The 25,129-nt window shown below is 31.4% G+C and carries 24 protein-coding genes; 9 read left to right on the top strand and 15 right to left on the bottom strand.

The genetic code is table 11. From position 1 onward, the window contains the following. Nucleotides 1-45: 45 nt before the first annotated feature. The 4 genes from HYG85_RS04380 to HYG85_RS04365 form a co-directional block, all read right to left on the bottom strand. Entirely contained in the window at nucleotides 46-852 is an 807-nt protein-coding gene (locus HYG85_RS04380; RefSeq protein WP_113671870.1) for an ABC transporter permease, read from the bottom strand. Beyond that, complete coding sequence (locus HYG85_RS04375) at nucleotides 845-1,009, bottom strand: hypothetical protein (RefSeq protein ID WP_330619222.1); 165 nt, start codon at nucleotides 1,007-1,009, stop codon at nucleotides 845-847. Before HYG85_RS04375 ends, HYG85_RS04380 begins: the two co-directional genes overlap by 8 nt. 34 nt (nucleotides 1,010-1,043) lie before the next feature. Then, complete coding sequence (locus tag HYG85_RS04370) at nucleotides 1,044-2,630, bottom strand: recombinase family protein (RefSeq protein ID WP_212692445.1); 1,587 nt, start codon at nucleotides 2,628-2,630, stop codon at nucleotides 1,044-1,046. Between the two features lie 135 nt (nucleotides 2,631-2,765). Next, nucleotides 2,766-3,185: a helix-turn-helix domain-containing protein gene (locus HYG85_RS04365; protein ID WP_113671868.1), complete on the bottom strand. Its 420-nt coding sequence runs from the start codon at nucleotides 3,183-3,185 to the stop codon at nucleotides 2,766-2,768. Nucleotides 3,186-3,372: 187 nt separating this feature from the next. On the opposite strand from HYG85_RS04365, the gene HYG85_RS04360 reads away from it, so the two are divergent. After that, nucleotides 3,373-3,618: a helix-turn-helix transcriptional regulator gene (locus HYG85_RS04360; RefSeq protein WP_113671867.1), complete on the top strand. Its 246-nt coding sequence runs from the start codon at nucleotides 3,373-3,375 to the stop codon at nucleotides 3,616-3,618. A gap of 417 nt (nucleotides 3,619-4,035) precedes the next feature. On the opposite strand, the gene HYG85_RS04355 is transcribed toward HYG85_RS04360, so the two are convergent. From HYG85_RS04355 to HYG85_RS04330, 6 genes are all read right to left on the bottom strand, one after another. Further along, complete coding sequence (locus HYG85_RS04355) at nucleotides 4,036-5,313, bottom strand: TRAP transporter large permease (RefSeq protein ID WP_113671866.1); 1,278 nt, start codon at nucleotides 5,311-5,313, stop codon at nucleotides 4,036-4,038. Between the two features lie 31 nt (nucleotides 5,314-5,344). Continuing rightward, nucleotides 5,345-5,812, bottom strand: a complete 468-nt coding sequence (locus HYG85_RS04350; RefSeq protein WP_113671865.1) for a TRAP transporter small permease — start codon at nucleotides 5,810-5,812, stop codon at nucleotides 5,345-5,347. A gap of 65 nt (nucleotides 5,813-5,877) precedes the next feature. Continuing rightward, a complete protein-coding gene (locus tag HYG85_RS04345; RefSeq protein WP_212692444.1) occupies nucleotides 5,878-6,927 on the bottom strand; it encodes a TRAP transporter substrate-binding protein in 1,050 nt (349 codons plus the stop codon). Nucleotides 6,928-7,050: 123 nt separating this feature from the next. Next, nucleotides 7,051-8,058, bottom strand: a complete 1,008-nt coding sequence (pdxA, locus tag HYG85_RS04340; RefSeq protein ID WP_330619221.1) for a 4-hydroxythreonine-4-phosphate dehydrogenase PdxA — start codon at nucleotides 8,056-8,058, stop codon at nucleotides 7,051-7,053. A 22-nt stretch (nucleotides 8,059-8,080) separates the two neighbouring features. After that, on the bottom strand, nucleotides 8,081-9,403 hold the full coding sequence (locus HYG85_RS04335; protein ID WP_212692442.1) for a four-carbon acid sugar kinase family protein: 1,323 nt from the start codon (nucleotides 9,401-9,403) through the stop codon (nucleotides 8,081-8,083). A 26-nt stretch (nucleotides 9,404-9,429) separates the two neighbouring features. Then, on the bottom strand, nucleotides 9,430-10,191 hold the full coding sequence (locus HYG85_RS04330; protein WP_113671861.1) for a DeoR/GlpR family DNA-binding transcription regulator: 762 nt from the start codon (nucleotides 10,189-10,191) through the stop codon (nucleotides 9,430-9,432). 520 nt (nucleotides 10,192-10,711) lie between these two features. On the opposite strand from HYG85_RS04330, the gene rsgA reads away from it, so the two are divergent. The 3 genes from rsgA to lepB all read left to right on the top strand — a co-directional run bounded on the left by rsgA (nucleotide 10,712) and on the right by lepB (nucleotide 14,399). After that, nucleotides 10,712-11,767: a ribosome small subunit-dependent GTPase A gene (gene rsgA, locus HYG85_RS04325; protein ID WP_212692441.1), complete on the top strand. Its 1,056-nt coding sequence runs from the start codon at nucleotides 10,712-10,714 to the stop codon at nucleotides 11,765-11,767. Nucleotides 11,768-13,005: 1,238 nt separating this feature from the next. Further along, a complete protein-coding gene (murI, locus tag HYG85_RS04320) occupies nucleotides 13,006-13,761 on the top strand; it encodes a glutamate racemase (RefSeq protein WP_212692440.1) in 756 nt (251 codons plus the stop codon). A gap of 47 nt (nucleotides 13,762-13,808) precedes the next feature. After that, nucleotides 13,809-14,399 carry a signal peptidase I gene (gene lepB, locus HYG85_RS04315; RefSeq protein ID WP_212692439.1) on the top strand — a complete coding sequence of 197 codons (591 nt, stop codon included), beginning with the start codon at nucleotides 13,809-13,811 and terminating at the stop codon, nucleotides 14,397-14,399. 65 nt (nucleotides 14,400-14,464) lie between these two features. Here the strand turns inward: lepB and HYG85_RS04310 are convergent, their stop codons facing one another. The 3 genes from HYG85_RS04310 to HYG85_RS04300 all read right to left on the bottom strand — a co-directional run bounded on the left by HYG85_RS04310 (nucleotide 14,465) and on the right by HYG85_RS04300 (nucleotide 16,863). Then, nucleotides 14,465-15,154, bottom strand: a complete 690-nt coding sequence (locus HYG85_RS04310) for an ABC transporter ATP-binding protein (RefSeq protein ID WP_113671857.1) — start codon at nucleotides 15,152-15,154, stop codon at nucleotides 14,465-14,467. A 115-nt stretch (nucleotides 15,155-15,269) separates the two neighbouring features. Then, nucleotides 15,270-16,124, bottom strand: coding sequence for a carboxypeptidase regulatory-like domain-containing protein (locus tag HYG85_RS04305; RefSeq protein ID WP_212692438.1), 855 nt, complete (start codon nucleotides 16,122-16,124; stop codon nucleotides 15,270-15,272). Between the two features lie 10 nt (nucleotides 16,125-16,134). Next, nucleotides 16,135-16,863, bottom strand: coding sequence for a carboxypeptidase-like regulatory domain-containing protein (locus HYG85_RS04300; RefSeq protein WP_212692437.1), 729 nt, complete (start codon nucleotides 16,861-16,863; stop codon nucleotides 16,135-16,137). 176 nt (nucleotides 16,864-17,039) lie between these two features. Here HYG85_RS04300 and HYG85_RS04295 point away from each other — a divergent pair, with 176 nt between their 5' ends. The 5 genes from HYG85_RS04295 to HYG85_RS04275 all read left to right on the top strand — a co-directional run bounded on the left by HYG85_RS04295 (nucleotide 17,040) and on the right by HYG85_RS04275 (nucleotide 23,060). After that, a complete protein-coding gene (locus HYG85_RS04295; protein WP_212692436.1) occupies nucleotides 17,040-18,269 on the top strand; it encodes an MFS transporter in 1,230 nt (409 codons plus the stop codon). A 24-nt stretch (nucleotides 18,270-18,293) separates the two neighbouring features. Continuing rightward, entirely contained in the window at nucleotides 18,294-19,025 is a 732-nt protein-coding gene (locus HYG85_RS04290) for a helix-turn-helix domain-containing protein (protein WP_212692435.1), read from the top strand. A gap of 48 nt (nucleotides 19,026-19,073) precedes the next feature. After that, entirely contained in the window at nucleotides 19,074-20,762 is a 1,689-nt protein-coding gene (locus tag HYG85_RS04285) for a sensor histidine kinase (RefSeq protein WP_212692434.1), read from the top strand. Next, entirely contained in the window at nucleotides 20,755-21,507 is a 753-nt protein-coding gene (locus HYG85_RS04280; RefSeq protein WP_212692433.1) for a LytR/AlgR family response regulator transcription factor, read from the top strand. The genes HYG85_RS04285 and HYG85_RS04280 overlap by 8 nt, the downstream gene beginning before the upstream one ends. Nucleotides 21,508-21,668: 161 nt before the next feature. Further along, on the top strand, nucleotides 21,669-23,060 hold the full coding sequence (locus HYG85_RS04275) for a carbon starvation CstA family protein (protein ID WP_212692432.1): 1,392 nt from the start codon (nucleotides 21,669-21,671) through the stop codon (nucleotides 23,058-23,060). Between the two features lie 118 nt (nucleotides 23,061-23,178). Here the strand turns inward: HYG85_RS04275 and HYG85_RS04270 are convergent, their stop codons facing one another. Both HYG85_RS04270 and HYG85_RS04265 read right to left on the bottom strand, forming a co-directional pair. Continuing rightward, on the bottom strand, nucleotides 23,179-23,940 hold the full coding sequence (locus tag HYG85_RS04270; protein ID WP_212692431.1) for a carbohydrate-binding protein: 762 nt from the start codon (nucleotides 23,938-23,940) through the stop codon (nucleotides 23,179-23,181). Nucleotides 23,941-24,299: 359 nt separating this feature from the next. Beyond that, on the bottom strand, nucleotides 24,300-25,082 hold the full coding sequence (locus HYG85_RS04265) for an ABC transporter substrate-binding protein (RefSeq protein WP_212692430.1): 783 nt from the start codon (nucleotides 25,080-25,082) through the stop codon (nucleotides 24,300-24,302). Nucleotides 25,083-25,129: the final 47 nt, after the last annotated feature.

The following is a 25,129-nucleotide window of genomic DNA, read 5'->3' as shown; positions in this document are numbered from 1 at the left end:
ATAGACTCTGTTTAGTGGTGTTAGTTACTAAACAGAGTCTTTTAATTATTCATTGAGCTTATTGACTTTTTTTTCTGCAAAAACAATGAGTTCATACAGTCCTGTTGCCAATAAAGCTAATATGATGATGCTCATCATTACCCAATCCATCTTGAGTACTTGACTACCATAAACAATTAACTGACCAAGACCTGCTCTTCCAGCTATGAACTCACCTATGATAACACCGATAAAAGATAGTCCTATATTAACTTTCATGGTACTGATGATATTGGAAAAGTTAGCTGGAATAATAACTTTTTTGAGTACATCTATTTTTTTGCCATTGAAAGTGTAGATAAGTTTAACTTTTTCTTTATCCACATTTACAAAGCCATTGAATACATTTATGATTGTAACTACTATAGCAACTGTTAAAGCAGTTATGATTATTGACCTTTTATTATGACCTAACCAAACAATAAAAATAGGAGCTAGTGCTGTTTTAGGCAGGCTATTGAATACTATGAGATAGGGTTCCAGTATTTTGGATATTTTTTTATTCCACCATAGGATAATAGCTATTATGATACCTAAAACACTTCCTAATGCAAAACTGATAATTGTTTCATATAGAGTTACCCATATGTGATATAACAGGGAGCCATCCATTAACATTTCTATAAAGGTTTTAACAATTCTAGATGGAGAGCTGAATATGAAAGAATCAATTATTCCATATACTGAGCATATTTCCCAGGTAATTATTAGTACTGCCAATATTATTATTTGATATAACAGAATGACTTTTCGTTCTTTATAAACTTTTCTTAAATATTTATTTTGCTCAGGTGACATATTATGATTATTCATTTTTATCTAGCTCCTTCCATATAGCATTGAAATAATCACGAAATTCAGGAGCACTTCTGGAATTAAAAGGTGTCTTATTATCTACAGTAAGTTTGATATCGAATATTTTCTTAATGGTAGCAGGGCGTTTGCTAAGAACCACAACTTTGTCACCCATGCTGATAGCTTCATCTATGTGTAATAAAAAGTTACTATAGATTATTAACGGGAAGAAGTTCGACTTCTAGTTTGTCACCATCCCATAGAATATCTTTAATGATTTTATTTATCAATATCTTTTTTTGTTCATTTGATAATAGATTATGTATACTGCCATTAGTCAAATAATTAAGATTATAATCTTTATCAGTATCGTTGGTAGTGGTAGCAATGAGCATTTTCAACTGTTTATTCAGTGATTGTAGTTTATCATCCATTTGTTCAATTTCATATATTATATATTTTGATGCTGAAGAAGTTTTACTTGATAATATCAGAGTCAATTGATAGATTGCATTCTTGGTTTCACTGATTTCCTTTTCTAATTTGATTATTTCTTCGTCTTTATCAAAATCAGTTTTGGTATTAATGTAGTTTTGTAATTTATCAATAAGCTTATCAACTGATAGATATTGTTCTATTGAGTCAAAAATTATTTCTTCACATAAGTTTCCTTTCAGGTTTTTTACGTGGCAGTCAGTATTATGAGTAGATTCTTTTACACGGCATTTATAATAGAAATGTTTCACATGTTTATCCTCGTATTTACTAATTATTTTTAGTGGTACTCTACAATTTTTACATTTGATAAGAGGTGTCAGAATTGCTGTCTTACTGCCTAAAGAGTAATTTCTATGTAAATTGCTTAACAATATATTTTGGATTTTTATCCAATTGGTTGATGTAACAATGGGGTGGTGAACACCGATGGAAATAATCCAACTGGACAGCTCATTTTTGTGAGGAGCATTCTTTTTCTCATTATTCTTATTGTAAGCCATAATTCCATGGGTTCCATCAAAATCTTGACTACTTAATTCTTTATTGATTAATGAATTATTTTCTAGGAAATAATTATAGGCTTCATTATCAGCAGCCATATAAACTGGATTAGTCAATATGTTCTTTAGAGAGCTGATATTAAAGTCTTTATTGTTTCTAGTCTTCAAGTTGTTTTTTAGCGTATATAGCTGTAATTTGGTAAGAGAGCCGAATTCTAAATACTTATTGAAGATTATTTCAACCAATTTACTTTCTTGGGGTACGTTAGAGAGTATGGATATTGATTTTCCAGTACTTTCATCTACTATTCTTGTTGATTTATAGCCTATAGGTGTTATGCCTCCCAGCCATCTACCTGTTTCAGCTAATTTGTACATGTTATCTTTGATTCTTTCAGCGATTGTTTCACGCTCCAACTGGGCAAAAACGCTTGCTATATACATCATAGCTCGCCCCATAGGGGTAGAAGTATCAAAATGGTCCCTTATACTGACAAATTCAATATTATGGGAGGTCAGCAGCTCTAATATATTGGAGAAATCCAACACATTCCTACTGACTCTATCTAATCTATAACATATGAGAACATCAAATTTTCTCTCTTTTGCGTTACTAAGCATTTCTTGATATTTGGGACGTTTGGTATTACCACCTGAAAAGCCTTCGTCTTCGTATATGTACAGATTGTTAACATTGAAATTATTATAAGCATATTCTTTACATAACTCTATCTGGTTTTTAATGGATTCGCCTGATTCGGTTATCTTGGATTTTCTTGAATAGATTCCTATATTCATTTAACTACTCCTTATATTTATTATATATAAGTATATGAATATAATTAGAGTTTAAGAGCAGAAAATTAATTCTGCTCTTAAGAGAGTGTAGAGTATGATATTATTAAATATCGATAAGGATATTCACATTCATAATTACTGCTTAGTAGGATTAACCTTATTCCGATGCATTTCTTCTGCAATTTCCCTTGCATGGATTAAGGTTTTTAAGATAATACTTCTTGTTTGTTCATCAATAAGTTCTCCATGGAATCTTAGACCATCAACTTCTTCCAATTTCTCGATAAAAGTATCAAGATCAACATCTATGGATTTATTATCGTCTAACTCCCTAATGGGAAGAGAGTTATTACTTCTCCCTAGCAGATAATCAGTGGTAGTATTTAAAGCTAAAGCAATTCTATTAATTATTTCGCCCTTAGGCTCTCGAAGGTTATTCTCATATCTTGACATTGTTGCTTCTGTAACATGAACTTTACCAGCTAATTCTTTTTGAGTAAGCTGCTTTTTTTTTCTAAGATTTAATATTCGATAACCAATAGAATTATTATCCATTATAAACACCACTTTAAATAATTATTTTTGTTATATATATACCCTTTGAGATATTTCATTAATAGTATAATACTTACTTACCAAAATTAAAATTAGTATTACCAAAAATACAAACTATTAGTTGACACTTACCAAATGGTATGGTACGATTTACTTGTTCGAATGGTAAGTGCTGGGAGGTGAATGTATGAATACTTATAGATTAAAATCTGCCAGAGCTTCTATGGGATACACACAGGTAGAAATGGCAAGAAAGCTATCCATAACACAAAAAACTTACAATAGAAAAGAACTTGGAATAGTCGATTTCAATTTACGTGAAGTAACTAAAATTATTGAAATTTTGAAGCTAGATGTTGATAATGTGTATGGTATTTTTTTCAATGATAAACTTACCAATTGTATACCAAATGAAGCTTCTAAAAATGCTTAGTCAGAAAAAAATATCACTATAATACATATATTAAAGCAAATATGTATTAAAAAGCAAATATATATTTATGTTTAATAATATATTCTTGGAAAGAGACACTTAAGCTACTAAACATTAAAGATTGTAATGTACAATAGATTTTTAGTTCATTTCTATTAAATTTAATGCATGATTAATACATTTACTTATAATATTATTGGCTTAATTAGAATAAATTATGTTAGAATTTTAATAAAAAATAATGATTTATGGATAATAGATGTTATAATCAATATTCAAGATCATAATTAAAAATATGTTGTTGATAAAGAAGGTAACCTCATTACATTGGTAGCCTTTTTTATTTTAGACAAAAACACCTTAATTTTACTTAAGGTGTTTTCAAGGAGTCGTATATAAGTAATTACGAGAGAAGGTTTATTGTAATAACTGAGGTAGGAATAACGATATTTGAGGAAAGTTTGTAATCAATAATACAATAATTATTTCCACAACTAGAAAAGCTATTATCTTACGACTTATGGCTTCAACTTTCAAGCCGGATATACCACATGCCACGAATAGATTAACTGCCATAGGAGGTGTAATCATACCCACAGAAGTATTAACAACGATTATAATACCTAATAATATAGGGCTTATACCTAATGAAGCGGTAAGTGGTAACAAAATAGGTGCTACTAACAATATGATTGCTTGTGTTTCTAGGAAGCTTCCTAAGAATAGTAGCATAATATTAATCAAAGTAGTGATAACAATAGGATTTGATGATAAACTCATCATGGCTGTTGTTACCTTTGCTGGTATTTGAGCACTTGTTATAATCCAGGAAAATGAAGCAGAGTTAGCAATAACAAATAGTACAACAGCAGTACTTATTGCACTTTTTAGAATTACTTGCCCTAGATCTTTCATCTTTAATTCCTTGTAAACGAAGACACTGACTATAAAGGAATATATAACAGCAACGGCTGCAGCCTCTGTTGGTGTAAATACTCCACCATATATTCCGCCTAAAATAATTACAGGCATCAATAATGCTAAAATAGCTTCTTTAAAGGTTACTAGAATATTTTTTAAGCTTGTAGGTTCACCTTTTGGGAGATTTAATTTTTTGGAGTAATAGAGAATTACACCTATCAAACTAAGCCCAATAAGAATACCAGGAACAATTCCTGCCGTAAATAATGTGCTGATTGAAACACCTGCTACAACTCCATATGTAATCATTGGGATACTAGGAGGAATGATTACTCCTAATGTACCACCTGCAGCTGCAATCGCAGAAGCAAAATCCTTTGGATATCCCGCCTTTATCATAGCTGGAATCATAATTCCACCAATAGCAGCTACTGTAGCAGGATTAGAACCGGATATAGCTCCAAAGAAAGCAGAAGCAATAATTGTTATAATTCCTAAACCTCCAATAGTATTTCCTACACATGCTTTGGCAAACTTAATTAATCGTACTGAGATTCCGCCTCTTTCCATTAATCCTCCAGCTAACATAAAGAAAGGAATTGCCATAAAAGGAAATGAATCCAGGGATGTAAACATTCTCTGTGCCACAACAAAAGATGGAGTAGGCATATCTCCAAAAGTCAACGCAATAATGGAGGATAATCCCAATGACACAGCAATAGGTATATTAAGTAAAAGTAATATTAACAAGCTTCCGAATAACAAAAGAACCATTAATTTCCATCCTTTCTTACAAGTATTTTTTCTAGTTCACAACTTGTTTATTTTGAAAAATAACCATCTGTATAGAGCGAATTATCATCAACAACGCACCTACTGGAATAGCAAGATATGCATACCATATAGGGATAGCCATTGCAGGTGAGAGTTGTCCCATATTCATTTGATGATTAATGATCTTGTAAGAAAATGAGATGATTAAAGCATTAAACAACAAAATAATGGCTACTCGAAAATATTTAGCAACTGATTTTAGACTTTTAGGTAATTTATTGACTAGGATTTCAACACCTAGATGTGCATTTTTCTTAATTCCCAAACTTGCTCCTATATAAGCAATCCATATCATCAAGTATCTTGCAAGTTCTTCTGACCATGGAATAGCTCCCAATTTAAAATATCTAAAAATGGTTGAGATAAACACAGTTATAGTCATAATTGGGAAAATTACAATTAGAATATATTCTTCTAAGTTATTTAGTATTTTTCTCAAAATATCTACCTCCTAAGATATTTGACGACTCTCATTGATCAAAGAGCCGCCATAATAATAAGATACTACTTGTTAAGTAATTGATTGATTAGATCTTCTCCAATTTCATCTTTGAATTTATCATAAACAGATTGTGTAGCTTCTTGGAAAGCTTTTTTGTCTGGATAAGTGATTTCCATTCCCTTTGATTTTAATGTTTCAACTAATTTTTCTTCTAGGTCAATACAATAATCTCTTTGCCATGTACGAGCTTCACTCTCAGCTTCATTTATGGCATCTTGTAATTCGGGAGCTAATCCATTGAAAAAGTCTTTGTTTATCATGAATACTGCTGGAGAATAGAAATGTCCAGTAATAGCTAGGTTATCTTGTACTTCATAGAATTTACTTGTATCAATAATTACTAATGGATTCTCTTGACCATCTACAGTTTTTTGTTGTAAAGCTGTAAATAACTCTCCAAAAGGCATTGGCACTGGTTGTGCGCCTAGAGCTTTGAAAGTTTCCATATGCACTGGATTTTCCATTAATCTTATCTTTAATCCTTTTACATCTTCAGGAGAATTTACTGGTCGATTACTATTAGTCAACATTCTGAATCCATTTTCCCAGAATCCCAATCCTCTTATACCTTTGCTATCTAATGAAGATAACATATCTGAACCTAATTGCCCGTCTAGAGCTTCAAAAGCAGTAGTTCTATCTTGAATTATGAATGGTAAGTCAAAAAGCATGAATTTCTTGGAGAAGTTAGCTAAAGGTCCAGTAGATGATAGTGTTGCTTCTAATGTTCCCATTGATACACCTTCAATTGCATCTCTTTCACTACCTAGCTGTGCACTATGAAATAATTGTACATCTATTTGATTATTAGTCTTTTCTTCTACTAGTTCTTTGAATTTCTCTAAACCTTTGTGATAATGTGATTCTGGAGATAGAGTATAAGCAATCCTTATAACTGTTGCTTTCTCATTGGACTTATCTTTTTTATCTGTTTGACTTGTATCCTTTTTTGTTGTATCACTATTATCTGTTTTTGTTTCATTACCTTTCCCACACCCTACAAATACAACGATCATTAAAACAATCATAAATAAACTAACTATTTTTTTCATGAAAAACCCTCCTTAAAAGTTTTAGTTATATTTAACATTAGAAAAATAACTCTTATAAGTTGATGATTGATTCAGCGGAATCATTAACTTGAATAATGGGTCACATCTAATGATTAAATCAATCTAGTAAACTGCAGCTGTAAAATTTGGAGCATATAAAGCGGCTAATCTAATAGCTTCTACCATACTGACTTCACTTGCTTTACCTGTTCCCGCAATGTCAAAAGCTGTTCCATGGTCAACAGAAGTTCTTAGAAATGGCATATTATTAGTAATTGATATAGTTCTTTCAAAGTCAACCATTTTGGTTGCAATATGTCCTTGGTCATGATATAGGGATAATACAGCATCATAACTTCCCTTAAGTGCAAAATAAAATACTGAATCAGCTGATACTGGACCTACTACATCAATACCAGTTTCTTGGGCTTTTACTATGGCTGGAGCAATCTCTGTGACTTCTTCATTTCCAAATAGTCCATGTTCACCACTATGTGGATTCAATCCTGCAACAGCCAATTTTCCATTTTTGATTCCTAATCTTGATAGAGCTTCTGAACATCTGATGATATAATCATAAACCCTTTCTTTGGTAGTGATCTCACAAGCTTCTTTAAGTGAAACATGGCGAGATAAAAAGAAAACTCTTAGATCATATACTTGAAACATAGTTAGTGGATCTTTACTATTAGTTAAGTCTTCTAGAACTTCTGTATGACCAATATAATTAATTCCACCAGCTTTAAAGGCTTCTTTATTGATTGGAGTAGTGGCTATGGCATCAACTTCTTGAGCAAGAGCTAATTCAACTGATTTCTTGATATAATCAAAAGCTGCTTTTCCTGCCATACCTTGAACTATTCCCATTTCTAATTGTTCAATCTCTACATTCTCCAGATCAATCAGATTAAGGATACCTTTTTGATAATTACCATTTTTGATGTCTTTTATTACATTAATCTCTAAATGTACATCACAAAATTTCATAGCTTGCTGTAAAGTTTTTTTGTCCCCAATTACAACTGGTTTTGCTGTATTATGTACTTCTTCATTAGCTAATGCTTTTACTACAATCTCAGGTCCAATCCCAGCAGGATCACCCATTGGAATGCCTATATAACTTCTGTGCATTTTCATCGTCCCTTTCTTTTGGTTAATTTGTATTTTTATGATATTCAGTAGATACTTTAGTTAATAAATAATCTACACACTTAGTAATGGCATGAATTTCTCCAATTAGACCACCTTTAGTAATAATAGGCATATTTTCATATTGTCCCTTAATAATTCTTCCGTAGACTGCGAGAGGTAGTACTTCATCTTTGACCTCTATTCCTGCGGATTGCAACTCCTTACACACAGCTACAGTGACATCACCACCACTAGTGAACAAACCTCCAATAACTCCTGAAGTCTTTTCCATAAGACGTCTTGTTATCTGTGCTAATCCACTTGAGATTCTTAATGAAACATCGTCTTCGGATATATCTAGTTCCTTAGCGATATGGTGTAAGTCTAATACTTCTGTTTCATCTGTAGTGGTTACAACACCTATAATATTGTAATCTTCCATTTTATTAATTAGATTTTCTACAATTGTACTTATTTCATTTTCACGGGTATTATCATAGATAAGAGCTTTTGGATTGACTCTTTCAAATAAACAATCATGTTTTACTTTTAGAGCTTCCAATTGTCTTCTTGTAAGGTTGCTTACACTTCCCACGGTAAGCATTACTTTTTGTCCTGGAATGATTCTAGGTTTATCAATAAATACTTTGGTCAATGCAGCAGTAAAGGGACCAGGGTCCACGGCAATAACTTTTAAACCTGTGCTTTTAACAGCTTGTGCTATTATTTCAATATCTTCATTGGTAGTAGCATCCATTACGATTATCTTATTGCCTTTTTCTTTGCTTTGAATGATATTTTTCTGTAAAGCATCTTCATCTTTTAAGATTTGACTTAGGGGAATATAATCTACATTATACTTGCTTTGTTCTTGAATCAATTTTGAAACATAAGAGGTGTAAACAGGAGTTTTAGGATCTTTTGCAACATCTGTATTTTCCAGAGGTACGGAATTGACCATTAGATATCCTCCAATAGTTATTCTACCTGAAGAAGGAAAGGCTGCTACTACTATAGCAATTGTATCGTCATCTAAATGATCTAGGACTGCATCAATTTCACTTCCTACATTTCCACGTAAAGTACTGTCAATACGTTTAGAAAATAGTTTCACATTTTTGTCTTGAAAGAATTCAGTTACCTGAGAGACTTGTTCATAGGCAATATCTTTTGATACACCTCTGCTGTCTGTACTTATGGAAATTATCTTGAAATCTCCATGTAACTGTTCATCATAAGCTTCCAATTTCAAAAATGTAGCTGCTCGATAGCCTGTTCTGGATAATAAAACACTTGTTGCATTAGCTCCTGTTAAATCATCTGCAATAATTACAACTTCGGGCATATTATCCTCCTTTCTGATTAAATTTTCTATATTAAATCTACTACAACTCCTAGTTGATTAAGTTGATCTAATGTGTGTTTATCAATTCCTTTATCAGTGATGATTCTATCTAATTGGTCTAGATAACAGATTTTTGCAAAACTCCTATTACCAAATTTCCAATGGTCTGTTACCAATATTACTTCATCAGCAGAGTTGATTATTTGTTGCTTTATTCTTTGCTTTTCTAGACTAGGAGTAGTAAGACCTTTATCAAAATCAACTGAGCTTGTACCTAAAAAAGCAATATCAACACATATTTTTCCTATAAAATCTATTGCTTCAGAACCTAAACATGATCCTGTAGTTCCTTGAATGAAACCACCTGTACAATATACTTGCATTCCTTGAAATTTTGAAAGGAATAGAGCAATCATGAGATCTGGTGTAATTACCTTAAGGTTTTTAATATGTTTAATACGTTTAGCAATTTCCATGTTGGTTGTTCCAGCATCTAATATAATAGTATGTCCTTCTTTTATTAATTCACTTGCAAATTTTGCGATTTTCTTTTTTTCTTCCAAATGGACAGAGGTTTTTTTATTGTAAGGTACTTCTTCGATGAGCATATCATGTAAAACAGCTCCACCGTGAGTTCTTTTGATGAACTCATTGTCCTCCAAATATTTTAAATCTCTTCTTATGGTCATTGGAGAAATATCTAAAGCCTTTGCTAATTCATCTACTATGACTGTTCCGTTTTCTTTTAAATATTGGATTATGTAATTTCTTCTTTCTGCTTTTAACATATTATTATCACCACTTTGTTATTATTTGTTCATTAATTTGTTTTTATTAGTTTTTATTTGATCGTTTATGTTTGTTTACAGTATACTCCCATTTTAGACCATTGTCAACAATTTTTGCGCTTGCTAATGTAAAAGCCTGTATTATTAAACTAAAATATTAAATAATCCTTTTAAAAGATAGGGATATATGGTAGAATGTAGCTATAATTTGATTTTTGAAAGGAGTGGTGTTACATGTTAAAAATGAATATGGTATTACACGTAACTAAACAATTGAAATTAAACTGCTCCCAGGGAAAAATTAATAATTAGAATGATTATTAGACCTAGAGCAGTGTCATTTATTGCCTAGGTTTTTATATTTATTGTCCAAGGGCTTTTCTTGTGGATTACATAGGGAAGGTCTGTGTATAAATATTATATAATTCTATACTTCTGTGGATAACTATAATCCTAGTGTGATGAATGAACGGTGCACTAGGATTTTTTTCTGGAGAGAAAAAGGAAGGTAATAATATTTATGATGATTGACATGTATGGATGGAATCAAGATTTGGAAGATAGTTTTAAGACTCATTATGAGAAGGGTTTAATACCTGCACGTATACTGGTTGAACATAGAGGATTGTATAAAGTCATAACAGAACATGGTGAACTTGATGGTATTAATTCAGGCAAGTTGTATTACGAGAATGATAAGGAGTCTTTACCTACAGTAGGTGATTGGGTGGCTGTGACACCTATTGACGGAGAAGATAAGGTAGTTATTCAGCACGTTCTACCTAGAAAAAGCAAATTCGTCAGAAAAATAGCTGGTACAACAACAGAAGGGCAAGTAGTTGCTGCTAATTTTGATTATGTATTTATCGTTGCATCCCTTAACAACAACTTTAACATCAATAGATTGGAAAGGTATTTGACTACAGCATGGGAGAGTGGTGCAGAGCCTGTTATAATATTAAGCAAAGCTGATTTGTGTGATAATACGGATGAGCGACTGATAGAAGTAGAGAATATCGCTTTTGGTGTGAGTACTTATGCGATTAGTTCCTTAGAAGGTATAGGTATTTCCGAGATCAAAAAATATTTTCAAGAGGGTAAGACTTCGGTTGTATTAGGTTCGTCTGGAGTAGGTAAGTCAACCCTCATAAATACTTTATGTGGAGAGGAAATATTGAAAGTCAATGAAGCAAGGGAAGGTGACGATAGAGGGAGACATACAACGACTCATAGGCAATTGATAATACTTGAAGATGGGGGTATGGTTATAGATACTCCAGGGATGAGAGAGCTTGGGTTATGGAGTGAAAGTGAAGAAGGGAATGCTCTATCGGATACTTTTACTGATATTGATGAGCTTGCGAAAAAATGTAGGTTTAGAGATTGTACTCATAGTAATGAACCAGGGTGTGCTGTTTTGGAGGCTATTGAATGTGGAGAGTTGGAGAGAGAGAGGCTTGATAATTTTAATAAATTAAAGAGAGAGTTGCGGTTTATTGAAGGTAAGAAGAATGCTAGGGTGAGGTTGGAAGAAAAGAAGAAGATGAAGGCTATGTTTAAAAAATATAGAAGATAGGTTGATTAGTTTTAGGTTGCTACAGTGTTTGATATGTAGTGACCTTTTTGTTTTGTTATGCGAAATTAGGATTAAGGGGTAATATGTTAAATGTGGAAATAGGGAGTAGAGGGTTTAGGTATAAAATGGTGGGTTCTGTGCAGGACGTCCGTGGATGTATAGGTATAGGAAATTCGTTCACGGTTAAATAATGGAAGAAAATCTAAGTTCGTTCCAAGGTATATTCCTAAAGCTTAAAAACTCCCTACGGTCAAACAATTAAGCTTTTTAACGGAATATACCTTTCCACTCACTAAGATTTTCTAACCATTATTTAAAAGTCACTCATTTCCTATACCTATACATCCACTAGAGTAGTGTAAGGGGCTACGGGTATTTCAAGTAAATAAGATATCTAATTATGATAGTGATATAAAAGATCTTAATATAAAGATATTAATATTAAGACTAGCTAATTCTGCATACTAAATATTGGCACGAAAGTAGTAAATGATATCTTTCTAATATTTCAACGTCAATATCAAAGTAAGGTCTTATAGGTGATACGGTGAGCGTGCCAGGACGGCTAAGCGCCTTTCCTCTAAACATGGACGTTTAGCGGAAAGGAATAGTATCACCTATAAGACCTTACAAAAGCCGATAGCCATAAGGAAAATATTAGGAAGATATCATTTACGGATGATACCAAAACGAAGTTTGTTATACAAAATCTGTATTAGCCATTAGTTGTAATGATAAGAAGAAAATGTGTTTTGTACTATATTGACGGGGACTACAAGCAAAATAGTATATGTATATGTGGAGCAGTGAGGCAGGACGCCGAACCCAGCTTTTAATCTGACAGCCCTACTGGACTGTCAGAAATAATAATGGACTCGATGTCCATTGTTATTTATCGAGCTCAGGACGAGCAAGTAGCTGGCGAAACATATACATATACTATTTTGCAAACTCCACGTCATAACAAAACTTTTTTTCTGACCGACTTCTACTGAAATTCAATTCCCGAAAAGTTTTATTGTTGAAGCGATTAATTAAATGGTATATAATTAATAAAAGTAGAATTGAAAATATGATTGAAACATATAAGTGATTAATAATTATGTGAATTGAGAAATAGAATATAATTATAGTAATTTTCATTCATATTTTAGAAGTTACATGGTATAATTACTCTAAGCTATATGGAGTTTTATTGTTGTTACATTGGTGTTAATAAGAGATATAAGGTGATATTATTGAAGATTGGTTTTTTTGATTCAGGTATAGGTGGAATAACAGTTTTAAGTGAAGCCCTTAAAATGTTGCCAAATGAAGAATACATATATTATGCGGATTCAATGAATGCTCCTTATGGGATTAAGCCAAAGGAAGTAGTTAAGAAATACATATATAATGTGGTTGAATTTCTTGTATCTGAGGATATTGATGTTTTAGTAATAGCTTGTAATACAGCTACTAGTATAGCGGTGAAGGAATTAAGGAAAATCTATGATATTCCTATAATTGGTATGGAGCCTGCTGTAAAATATGCTGTAGAACATGATAAAGATATGAGAGTTCTTGTGACAGCAACTGATTTGACTCTGAAGGAGGAGAAATATCAGAAGCTGGTGGAGAGGGTAGATAATGAGTCTAGGGTTGATTCGTTAGCGCTTCCAAAGCTAGTAGAATATGCAGAGGATTTCATATTTGAAAAGGAAGAAGTTGTATCTTATCTAAGAAAACAGTTGGAGCCGTTTGATTGGAGTAAGTATGGTTCTGTTGTGCTTGGGTGTACACATTTTCCTTATTACAAAGAATATTTTAGAGAAATTTTACCGGGGCATGTAGAGATATTGGATGGCAATGTAGGTACTATCAGGCATCTAAAAGATATATTAGATAAAAATAATAGGTCTTATGGTAGCGGCGATAGAAAAATGACATTCTATTATTCAGGTATAAAAGATGAGGATAACAGTATTTTGAAGAAATATCTTAACAAACTATAGAGTTATAGTTACAGTAATTTATTAAGATGAAGATTGGAGTAGAATAAATGGGTAAAAAAATATTAAAAGAAGTAAAAGATATTATTATATTTGCAGTTATAGTTGTTGTTAGTGTAGTAGTGATTCAGAGTTATGCGTTGGCATCAACTAAGGTTCAACAACATTCAATGGAAACGACTTTGATGGAAAATGACTTTTTATTTGCTGAGAAGATATCGTATATTTTTACAGATCCAGAAGTGGGAGATATCATAGTATTCTTGCAAGAGAGACCTGATGGTTTTTGGGGGAATCCAATAGGTATCTGTATTGAAGACACTCTAGGAAAATTCAAGAGGGATGATCCTAGGATGAGATATGTAAAAAGAGTAATAGGTTTATCAGGAGATAAAGTTGACATAAAAGATGGTAAGGTATTTGTTAATGGGGAGCAGTTAGAGGAATCCTATACAAAAGGTATGACAGATGCTAGGAATATTAAATTTCCTTTAGTGGTTCCAGAAGGACAATTATTTGTTCTTGGTGATAACCGAGAATATAGTTGTGACAGTAGAAATTTTGGATGTATAGATAAAGATAATATAGAAGGTAAAGTAGTTTTTAGACTATGGCCTCTTAATAAGATGAGAGCATTTTAAGAATATCAGCTTTATATAAGTAGAATTAAATAATTGCTATAGAGCCAGCAATTGTTTAGTTCTATTCAACTTATACAATCAAGGAAAATATATTGAACTTTTTTATTGGATGTATAGATAATATAGTTCAATATATAGAGTAACTTTTTATTAAATATAGCTTCTGCTATATCATGTGTTACTAATAAAGCTGTTTTATTTTCTTTTTTTATTATAGTACCGATTTCATCTCCAGCAGATAGCCTTGTCTGGTAATCAAGTGCGGCAAAAGGTTCGTCTAATAATAATATTTCAGGCTTTAATGCTAGAGTTCTGATAAGAGCTGCTCTTTGTCTCATTCCCCCTGAAAGTTGCGATGGTTTATAATTCTTGAACTCATGTAAACCATATTGTTTAAGTAAACTATCTATATATTCAAGATTCTCGGCATTTAGTTTATTATTTATTTCTAAGCCAAGCAATACATTTCTATACACTGTTCTCCATTCAAAAAGGTGGTCTTTTTGCAGCATATAACCAATGTAATGAGAATCGTTATTTATTAAAGACTTATCTAGGAAAACTTCTCCGATTGAAGGCTGTATCAGTCCAGATATAACTGATAATAGAGTGGATTTACCACAACCACTTGGACCTACAATACTAATAAATTCTCCTTTATTAATCATAAGGTTAATATTTTCTAAAGTCTTTGTTTCGCCTTTTGGGGTATGATACGTATAGGATAGATTTTGAATCTTAACTAAAGGAGACATATGGACCTCCAACTTATTTTTATATACTATATTGTATTAAAATTTATATTGTTTTGTGTAAGATAAAATATCAAATGGTATTGAACTTTTATATCCAATACCACTTTAATAGATGTTAATCTTCATAAGCTTGAACTGTTGATTTTATTCTATATTTACCTGATGGTATATTGCCAAATAAATATTTACCATCTAAATTAGTTTTGGTTATGTGTATTAGGGTTTCAATACTATCTTCAATAGAATAAAGTGCAACAACTGCATTATTGATTGGTTCTTTTGTATCACTATCACTTATTGTCCCGAATATTACCCCATTGTTAGCTGGATCAGGTATGAGCAATAGATCTATTGGTACATATTCTTTTCCAGCAATAGCTGTTGGTAGAGAATGAGTATCAAAATATCCTATTTTAGTTACTTTTGTAAGATAACTACCATCATCAAGATTGATAAAAAGATATTGTCCAGACTCATTTGTTACCGACATACCCATATAAATTTCTTCAGTTCCTTCAACTTTATATAGTTGAACAAATGCACTTTCTATAGGAGCAATATCTGATTTAATTATTCCAAAAATTATATTTTTATTAGAATCAGGATCAAAATCAATGATAATATCAATATCGGTTTTTTTGTTTTTTCTTACTGTTATTGAAATTGGATTTGATAATGTATAATCTTCTTTAGTTGCTGAAATTAAATAAGAACCTATTGGAATAGATGTTAGAGTAAATTTACCAACAACATTTGTAGTAGCATGAGTATAATCTTTAAAATCTGCAGTGGTTAGTTTAACAGTAGCATTAGAAACTGGTTCTCCAGTAGATGTTAATACTGTCCCAGTTATAACTCCAACATTTATATTGGTGTTTTCTACTAAGAAAATATCAATATGGTTTTCTTGAGCGCCTTCAGAAATAATTTCTTTACTGTGAGCAATTTGATATTTATCATAACTAGTCATAATTTCACTTTCACCTCTTTCTAAACTTGGATTTTATTTCATAGAAAACAATTTCATCATCATACGCTCTAATTATCAAGTTAAAATTGAATTTACAACTTTCTCTAATTTTATTTAACTTAAAGTTAATTTTACTAATGTTTTTTAAGTGCCTACATATTGTTTTTTGTTTATACTTAGGATGAGAAACTGTTATTATAAAATCACTATGTGGAATATTATATATTAGATATTGACCGCTCTTATTGGAACGAGTTGTTGCGATGATTTTACTAGGGTTATCTTTTGGTCTTACAGTGATTTTTGCATTAGAGATACATTTATTATTGTAGTTATTATAAATGGTACCATAGAGTAATACTTTTCTAGTAATTGGATTTTTATATAAATTAAAATCCAATCGTTTTATAGTATCTGGATATATCTTCACTTTTTTAATAGGAGATGTCAAAAAACGATCTTTAGTAGCCATTAATTGATATTTTCCAGGAGCTAATATATTTTTGAAGCTATATATTCCATATTTATTGCTTTGTGTACAGTATAACGGTTTACAATTACTATTCAATATTTGAATAGTAGCATTTCCAATTGGTATGTCTCTATATTTTATAGTTCCAGTCAACAAAGTTTTTGGTATACATAATTTATCTAATTTCAAATTTATTTTTTTCTGCTGAGAAGGAGATAAAATAAAAGTTTTACTTTCCTTAAGTTCATAAATATCTGTAATCCGCAAAATAATGTCTCCTTTACTTTATTTAAAATAATATCTATCTATAATAATATATGTTCCTTTGAAAATAAAAGTGACAGGTTGTCTAAGTAAAAAGTAATTCCTAGTAGAAGTATTTTTTATAATGTGATATCATATATAATAGTTAAACTATTATATATAAAAGTAAAGGTGAATATATGAAAAAATTTAGGCTGGATATCAAACAGAAGAATGTCTTTTTAATGTGTATCGCATTACGGAATATCTTTGAAGCAATAGCTATGCCAGGAAATCTAGTATTAACAAGTTTTATGATTTTTCTAGGGCTGGCTGATTACGAGATGGGATATATTCTAGGATTCATAGCTTTGACGAATGTATTTCAGTTGTTTTCACCAATGATATATGAAAAATTCAGAAGTCCCAAAAAGATGGTATTGGTTACGAGAACTCTAAGATTTGTTATATTTTATTTGATAATGTTATTACCTTTTTTAGAGAGTTCACGGTTTATCATTTTATTATTTATTATATTCACATCAGTGTCTTTTACATCTCTTATGGGAGGAACATTTTTAGCTTGGAATGATAGAATAATACCTATGGACAGGAAAGGAAGATATTACTCTACACGTAATTTGATAGGAAATGGTGTTGGAATAGTTATTCCATTATGTGTTGGTAGGATTCTTGACAGTTATGTACATACTACTAGGTTATTTATGATAATATTCATTGTAAGCATCATATTTGCAGTGGGAGAAATACTTATTATAGCTAAATTGGAAGACTATCCATTAGTAACTAAGGGTAAACTATCTTTGAAACAAACATTGACCTTGCCTTTAAAAGACGCTAAGTACAGACAGTTCATTATATTTTCGTTATTATGGATGTTCGCATGGAATTTCGGTAGACCATTTTTTAATATATATGCAATAAAATATGTGAAGCTTTCCTATGGTTTCATTGCTTTTGTTTCCAGCTTTACTGCTATAATAAAATTACTACTTGCAAAAGTCTGGGGAGCAGGAGTTGACCGTTACGGTTTCAAGAAGATTCTTAAGTATACAGGGTTATGTTTTATGGCAACTCATTTTCTATGGTTTTTTATTTCTGTAGATTGTCATATAATTTACTTTTTATTTTTCTTATTAAATGGTATATTTATGATAGGATTTAATATAGCTAAGTTCAATGTCAACTTAAAATTAACTGATCATGAACATAGACTTTCATATATGGCAGTCAATGCGGCTATAACAGCAGTATTTTCTTTTTTAAGTACTAACATAAGTACAATAGTCATTAGAGTGATTGATCCATCATGGAAAATATTTTCTTTAGATATTTTTCAATTGCTATTCGGCATAGCAGGTATATTATATTTGATTGCTCTGATTTACATAATCAAGAAAGATTTATAATACATAGAAAGGTATGGTGATAAAATGTCCTTAACACCAGCGCCAGCTTTAGAAAAAGGGCTAAAAATATTGGAAATAATAGCAAGGGAAGAACAAGTAAGTTTTAATCAGCTTCAATCCATGACGGGTTATAATGTAAGTAGTTTAAATCGTTATCTGCATACATTACGTTATCTTGACTATATACAGAAAAACTTGAACAACAAATATATAATAGGATTAAAATTTTTTAGTTTGGCAGAGAAGAGCAATAGATGGCATTTCCTTAAGGAAGTAGCTAAGAAGTATTTAGTTGATTTAAGTAACAGGTACGGTATCAGTTTACTGCTTATAGGATATTCTAACGACCAATTCATTGTTTTGACAAAGCAAGCACACAAGGATAACATTACAATGATGAGTGTTGATACTTGCCGTTATTATGAAGAATCTATCACATGGGCTTTGCCGTATATTGTCCATCTGGAAGAAGAAGAGCAAAAGCGTATAGAAGAAATATATGTGAACAAGAATAATAATATATTAGAACATATGAACCAATTAAAATCACATTTCTTGGAGAATGGATATGTTCTTGATAATGGGTTCGTTAATAAGAATATACTACGGATAGGAGTACCATTATATGCTGGTGAATCCAAACCTATTGCTGTGTTGGGAGCAGGAACATTCAAACAGCATCTGGAAGATAATGTAGATGATGTAATTGAAGCTATGAAGGATACAAGTACAAAGATAAGCGAGTTGGTTTTCTAGATACAATAATCTCTATTAATTTCACTTTTTAATATGAAAGGAGACATCATGTTACTAGAGTTGATAAAAAATCTGTTTGAAAAACTTGGGGTAATCATATTAGGTGCATTCATATTATCAAAATCTGAATTAGTTAAGAAGTTTTTGTTGAAAAAGGAATTAACAATATATGATAAGGTGTTCTTTTCTCTGGTATTTGGTGGAGTTGGAATTTTAGGGACATACTTTGGTTTTCCTGTTAGTGGAGCCCTTGCTAATTCACGTTCTATCGGTGTTATTATTGCAGGTTTATTTGGTGGTCCTTTTGTTGGAATAGGTGCAGGATTGATTGCTGGTATTCATAGGATGTTAATTCCTATAGGTGAGTTTACAGCTATAGCTTGTGGTATATCAACTATATTAGGAGGAGTACTAGCAGGATTCGCAAAAAGATTTATAGAAGATAAACCAAGAAAATGGGTTTCGGGAATAATAGTGGCGGCATTCATTGAAAGCTTACAGATGATAATTATTCTACTCATAGCTAAACCTTATAGTGAAGCTCTTCATTTGGTAAAAATAATTTTTATACCTATGACATTCATTAATTCAATGGGTACAGGTGTGTTTTTAGTATTAATAGAACAAATATATGATGAGTACGAGAAAGCTGGAACGGCAAAAGCTCAATTGGCTTTGCGTATCGCATCAAAAACTTTAGCCTACCTTAGACAAGGATTAAACGAATATTCGGCACAGAAGGTGGCGGAATTAATCTACAAAGAGGTTAAGGTAAGTGCTGTTTCATTAACTGATAGAGAATCTATATTAGCTTTTATAGGAGTTGGCAGTGACCATCATAAGAAGGGCGCTCCAATATATACGGAAATAACTAAAAAAGCTATAAGAGAAAAGCAATATATAATGGCACAAGAAAAAAAGGATATTGAGTGTTCTAATAAGAACTGTAAATTAAAAGGAGTAATAGTCGTACCTCTAACAATAAACAATAATGTAATTGGAACATTAAAATTATATAAGACACATGAGAATAGTATTAGTCTCTCTGATAAAGAATTAGCAACGGGACTAGGTCAATTATTTTCTACTCAACTGGAACTAAGCGAAATAGATTATCAGAAGCAATTACTAAATAAAGCAGAACTGAAAGCTTTACAAGCACAGATACAACCTCATTTCCTATTTAATACTCTTAATACAATCGTTTATTTTTGTAGAACAGATCCTGAAAAAGCTAGGGAATTATTGCTGAAATTAAGTTATTATCTAAGAAATAATTTCAAAACAACAGGTGATTTTATAAGCCTTAAAGAAGAAATATTATATGTAGAGTCTTATCTAACAATAGAGCAGGCAAGATTTCCAGAAAGGCTGAAAGTAGAATATGACATAGAAGAAGGTATACAGTGTAAAATACCACCTCTATTAATTCAGCCAATAGTAGAGAATGCAGTAAAGCATGGACTAATGGCAAAAAAAGCAGGAGGGAAGATTGTTATAAGTATCAAGCAGAGAGAAGAATACGTAGTAATAACTGTTTCTGATAACGGAGTCGGAATGACTGAAGAACAGCTTGAAAGATTATTTGATAATAATAAAAAACAAGGCATAGGTGTTAATAATGTTAATAATAGATTAAAGAGTATCTACAATACAAGCTTAAAAATAAAAAGCAAAGAGGGAGAAGGGACTACAATGATTATGGAAATACCTATAAGGGGGAAAAAACATGATTAGAGTTATTATAGTGGATGATGAACAACCAGCCATAGATGAACTTAATTATATATTATCAAAATATGATGAAATAGATGTAGTTGGAAAATTTGACGACCCCATACAAGCTCTTGAATATATTAAAAAACATCAAGTAGAAGTAGTTTTCTTGGATATTTCTATGCCAGAGATGGATGGATTCATGTTTGCACAGCAAATCATTAATTTGAATCTAAATATTAATGTAGTATTTGCAACGGCGTATAACGAATATGCTATAAAAGCCTTTGAAATAAATGCAATAGATTATATCCTTAAACCACTAGATGATGAAAGACTTGAAATGACCGTATTAAAAATAAAAGATAGGGTTGATAACAACCTAAAACAGGATAGTAGAAATATAGAAAAAGTAATTGAATGCCACAAGATAAAGCTGAAAAAATTTCCTGTATGGAAAGGAGAAAGGATCATATTAATGGATCCTGATGAAATATTATTCTGTTATGTTGAAAACAGTGAAACTTATATAGTTACGGAAAACGAATCCTATTATACAGCTGATACATTATGTAAGTTGGAAAAAACATTTGAGGATCACAGCTTTTTTAGATGTCATAGAAGTTATCTGATTAATTTAGAGAAAATAGAGGAAATCATACCTTGGTTTAATAAGACTTATGCAGTGAAATTCAAGAATTGTGAAAAAGAAATACCAATCAGCAGAAGACAATCTTGTCAGTTTAAAAAAATGTTTGATCTATAGATTGAAGTATAGTGAAAGGTGTTATGCTTATACTTTTTACCGTTTATAGTTAGATAATTACCGTTTAAGTTCTAAAATGTGCATTTAACGGCAAAATGCACAATAATAAGTGATGTCAGGTATAATAATTGTATATTATTATACATAGGGAGGCATTTTATATGATATCATTTTTATTATCTATAGTTGCTTTGGTTTTAGGATATGTTTTTTACGGTAAATTTGTAGAAAAAATATTTGGAATGGACGAAAACAGAAAAACTCCAGCTGTAACAATGAAAGATGGGGTGGATTATGTACCAATAGCCTGGAAAAAAGCATTTTTAGTACAATTTTTGAATATTGCAGGATTAGGACCTATATTTGGTGCGGTAGCAGGAGCTTTATGGGGACCTGTAGCATTTCTATGGATTGTACTTGGCTGTATTCTAGCAGGTGCTACACATGACTATTTCGCAGGTATGTTATCAGTTAGACACAACGGGGAAACTGTAGCTGAAATAGTAGGAAGATATTTAGGAACTTCAGCAAAAAATGCTATGCGTATATTCTCGGTAGTATTACTTCTTTTAGTTGGTGTAGTATTCGTTAATGGACCAGCGGGTATATTAGAGAACTTGACAGGAATTAACAAAATGATATGGGTTGGATTAATAATAGTTTATTATCTATGTGCCACAGTATTGCCAGTTGATAAGATTATAGCAAAGATCTATCCTATATTTGGTGCGGCTTTAATAATTATGGGTATTGGGATAATAATTGGGATATTTGTAAAAGGGTATTCTATACCAGAGATACAGCTTACTAACTTACATCCATCAGGTAAAGCAATCTTTCCATTTTTATTTATTACTATTGCTTGTGGTGCTATTAGTGGATTCCATGCTACGCAATCACCAATTATGGCAAGATGTATTACAAATGAAAAAGAGGGAAGAAAGATATTCTACGGTGCAATGATTGCTGAAGGTATAGTAGCCTTGATATGGGCAGCAGCAGCGATAGCATTCTTTGGTAATACACAGGCGTTATCTGAAGCAGGTACAGCAGGTGTTGTCGTTACAACAATATCTGTATCGTTACTTGGTACAGCAGGTGGAGCACTGGCATTGCTTGGAGTTGTGGCATGTCCTATCACATCAGGTGATACAGCTTTCAGAAGTGCAAGACTGGCTATTGCAGATGCTATTAGTCTGAAACAAGATAAATTCAAAAATAGATTTTTTATTGCAATTCCTTTATTTGTAATAGGTGTAGTTTTATGTTTTGTTGATTTTGGTATCATATGGAGATATTTTGCTTGGTCTAATCAAACACTTGCTACAATAATGTTATGGGCGGCAGCAAGTTATTTAGTAAAAGAAAACCGATTCCATTGGATATGTACTTTACCAGCAACATTCATGACGGCAGTAATAACAACTTATATAATAATTGCTCCTGAAGGATTAAAACTTTCAACTTCCATTGGATATCCAGTAGGTATAATAGCAGCTTTAGCATCTATTACATTATTCATATTCAAAGCCAATAAGCTAAGACAATCATAAATAATTAAAAGAGCTGTTTCCTCATAAATTGAACCTTGTTTAAAGGACATTTTATATAGGGACAGCTCTTATTATATACTTTTTACAATTTTATGTAATTTTACATAGTAGGTTTATTTTATCTGAAACCTAAAAAATAATTTGAACCACTGTTGTTATCCCAGTAGGTAACTCCATTTACTTCATAGTATACAGCGAATTGTACATTTTTTGGAGTAGTCTTTGTTTTATAATCATAATGCCAATACTCTATATTACTATTTTCTTGAGAAGAATGATATACAGCATCAATATCTGTATAAGTCTGCCAATTATCTTCAGTAATTCTAACTTTCACATTTTTTTCTGATGATAAATTCTTTAATGCAATATATCCATTGATTGATTGGATTCTATCATAGGTTTGATTAGCTTCATAGTGACTATTCAAATTTAATATTGAATCTTTAGCTAAAATCACATCTCTTGTTACAGTATAATTGTTTCCATTATTATTATCCCAATAAGTTTGACCATTTGCTTCACATTTAACAGCAAAGATACAAGGAGAATAATAATAACAAGGTGTTTCAAAATGCCATATTTCGTATCCATCTGAAGTTGTCTTAACATACTTTGCAGATACATCTTTCCAATTGTTTTGATTATACTCATAACAGTAATGAACAGTTACTTTTTTATTAGGGTCTAGATTTTTAACTGCAATATTTCCTTCATAATTACCTGTTGAACCGTCAGCAGAAAAGATATGGTATCTTGCATGACATAATTGGACTGGGTCTTCTGAGGCTTGTACATTGGTAGAGCCTGTAATTAAAACAGTAGTAGCAGTTATGATAAAACATATCATAAAACATAATGAATTTTTAAATAATTTCATATAATTCCTCCTAAAAATTTTATTTTAACCAAAAAGTATTATAGTTTATCTCAAAAAGATTGTCAATATATAAAGTGAATAAAAATTACATTAATATAATTAATTATAACAATATAGAAAATGGAGTAATGTAATTAGAATTAGTAATATATACCATACTTAATTTTGCTAAAACATTAATATATATATTATACACACAATAACATACGAAACATATATATTGAAGAGAATAATACTTGTATAATTTTTTGTTGGAATTATTTTGGAATAGATTTATTATTATGCATAATTATTTATTAAGATGTGCCAATTTAATTACAGTAGCAAAATGGAACCACCCGTTATACGGGTGGTCATGGTTATTCAATATTTTTAATTGCCTCTTCAGCAAATTCTGTTGTAATAATATTATCATATTCTACTCTTCTATCCAATTCACCAGCTGAATCAAGAATGTTTTGAAGTAGGTCAAGTCCTGTTTTTTCAAAGTAGGGGTCTTTTCTCCAAGTATCTTGGTCTTTATATCTTTGAACGATCTGAACAAGTAATTCCATATCAGTATCTTTGAATTGTGGTTTGATGACTTCAGCAATTTCTTCAGGTGTATGTTCATCAACCCAAAGTTGACTCTTATAGATGGCATTTGTAAACTTTTGTATAGTTTCTGGATTGGCTTTTATATAACTTTTTTCAGCCATGTATGCAGTATAAGGAACTAAACCGCTTTCTATACCTAGAGATGCAACTACATGACCTCTGCCTTCATTTTCGATTTTTGAAGCAGATGGCTCAAATTCTGCTGTATAATCTCCTGTACCGCCAATAAATGAACCAGCTGTAGCGGTGAAATCAATATTAGTAATAATCTCCACGTCTTCAAATGGTTTGATATTATTCTTTTTCAGAATGTATTCCAGAACCATCTGAGGCATTCCACCTGGACGACCTCCAATTATTGTTTTGCCTTTTAAGTCTTCCAGGTTGAATTCTTCATTAGTTCTTCCTATTAAAAAGTTCCCTGCTCTTTGGGTAAGTTGTGCGAAATTGATAACATAGTCCTCTTTGCCTTCATTGAAAACGTATATAGATGCCTCTGGTCCCATGAAAGCTATGTCTGCGTTATTTGATATTAGAGCTGTCATTGATTTATCTGCGCCCCATCCAGAGGAGTAGTTAGCTCAAAGTTTTT

Source organism: Vallitalea guaymasensis, assembly GCF_018141425.1.
Classification (GTDB): domain Bacteria; phylum Bacillota; class Clostridia; order Lachnospirales; family Vallitaleaceae; genus Vallitalea; species Vallitalea guaymasensis.
This window is presented reverse-complemented; position numbering and strand designations above follow the sequence as displayed.

Bases quoted from the DNA above. Each gene is read 5' to 3' on its own strand.
- HYG85_RS04380 (WP_113671870.1), bottom strand. From the start codon at position 852: ATGAATAATCATAATATGTCACCTGAGCAAAATAAATATTTAAGAAAA.
- HYG85_RS04375 (WP_330619222.1), bottom strand. From the start codon at position 1,009: ATGGGTGACAAAGTTGTGGTTCTTAGCAAACGCCCTGCTACCATTAAG.
- HYG85_RS04370 (WP_212692445.1), bottom strand. From the start codon at position 2,630: ATGAATATAGGAATCTATTCAAGAAAATCCAAGATAACCGAATCAGGC.
- HYG85_RS04365 (WP_113671868.1), bottom strand. From the start codon at position 3,185: ATGGATAATAATTCTATTGGTTATCGAATATTAAATCTTAGAAAAAAA.
- HYG85_RS04360 (WP_113671867.1), top strand. From the start codon at position 3,373: ATGAATACTTATAGATTAAAATCTGCCAGAGCTTCTATGGGATACACA.
- HYG85_RS04355 (WP_113671866.1), bottom strand. From the start codon at position 5,313: ATGGTTCTTTTGTTATTCGGAAGCTTGTTAATATTACTTTTACTTAAT.
- HYG85_RS04345 (WP_212692444.1), bottom strand. From the start codon at position 6,927: ATGAAAAAAATAGTTAGTTTATTTATGATTGTTTTAATGATCGTTGTA.
- pdxA (WP_330619221.1), bottom strand. From the start codon at position 8,058: ATGCACAGAAGTTATATAGGCATTCCAATGGGTGATCCTGCTGGGATT.
- HYG85_RS04335 (WP_212692442.1), bottom strand. From the start codon at position 9,403: ATGCCCGAAGTTGTAATTATTGCAGATGATTTAACAGGAGCTAATGCA.
- HYG85_RS04330 (WP_113671861.1), bottom strand. From the start codon at position 10,191: ATGTTAAAAGCAGAAAGAAGAAATTACATAATCCAATATTTAAAAGAA.
- rsgA (WP_212692441.1), top strand. From the start codon at position 10,712: ATGATGATTGACATGTATGGATGGAATCAAGATTTGGAAGATAGTTTT.
- lepB (WP_212692439.1), top strand. From the start codon at position 13,809: ATGGGTAAAAAAATATTAAAAGAAGTAAAAGATATTATTATATTTGCA.
- HYG85_RS04310 (WP_113671857.1), bottom strand. From the start codon at position 15,154: ATGTCTCCTTTAGTTAAGATTCAAAATCTATCCTATACGTATCATACC.
- HYG85_RS04305 (WP_212692438.1), bottom strand. From the start codon at position 16,124: ATGACTAGTTATGATAAATATCAAATTGCTCACAGTAAAGAAATTATT.
- HYG85_RS04295 (WP_212692436.1), top strand. From the start codon at position 17,040: ATGAAAAAATTTAGGCTGGATATCAAACAGAAGAATGTCTTTTTAATG.
- HYG85_RS04290 (WP_212692435.1), top strand. From the start codon at position 18,294: ATGTCCTTAACACCAGCGCCAGCTTTAGAAAAAGGGCTAAAAATATTG.
- HYG85_RS04285 (WP_212692434.1), top strand. From the start codon at position 19,074: ATGTTACTAGAGTTGATAAAAAATCTGTTTGAAAAACTTGGGGTAATC.
- HYG85_RS04280 (WP_212692433.1), top strand. From the start codon at position 20,755: ATGATTAGAGTTATTATAGTGGATGATGAACAACCAGCCATAGATGAA.
- HYG85_RS04275 (WP_212692432.1), top strand. From the start codon at position 21,669: ATGATATCATTTTTATTATCTATAGTTGCTTTGGTTTTAGGATATGTT.
- HYG85_RS04270 (WP_212692431.1), bottom strand. From the start codon at position 23,940: ATGAAATTATTTAAAAATTCATTATGTTTTATGATATGTTTTATCATA.
- HYG85_RS04265 (WP_212692430.1), bottom strand. From the start codon at position 25,082: ATGACAGCTCTAATATCAAATAACGCAGACATAGCTTTCATGGGACCA.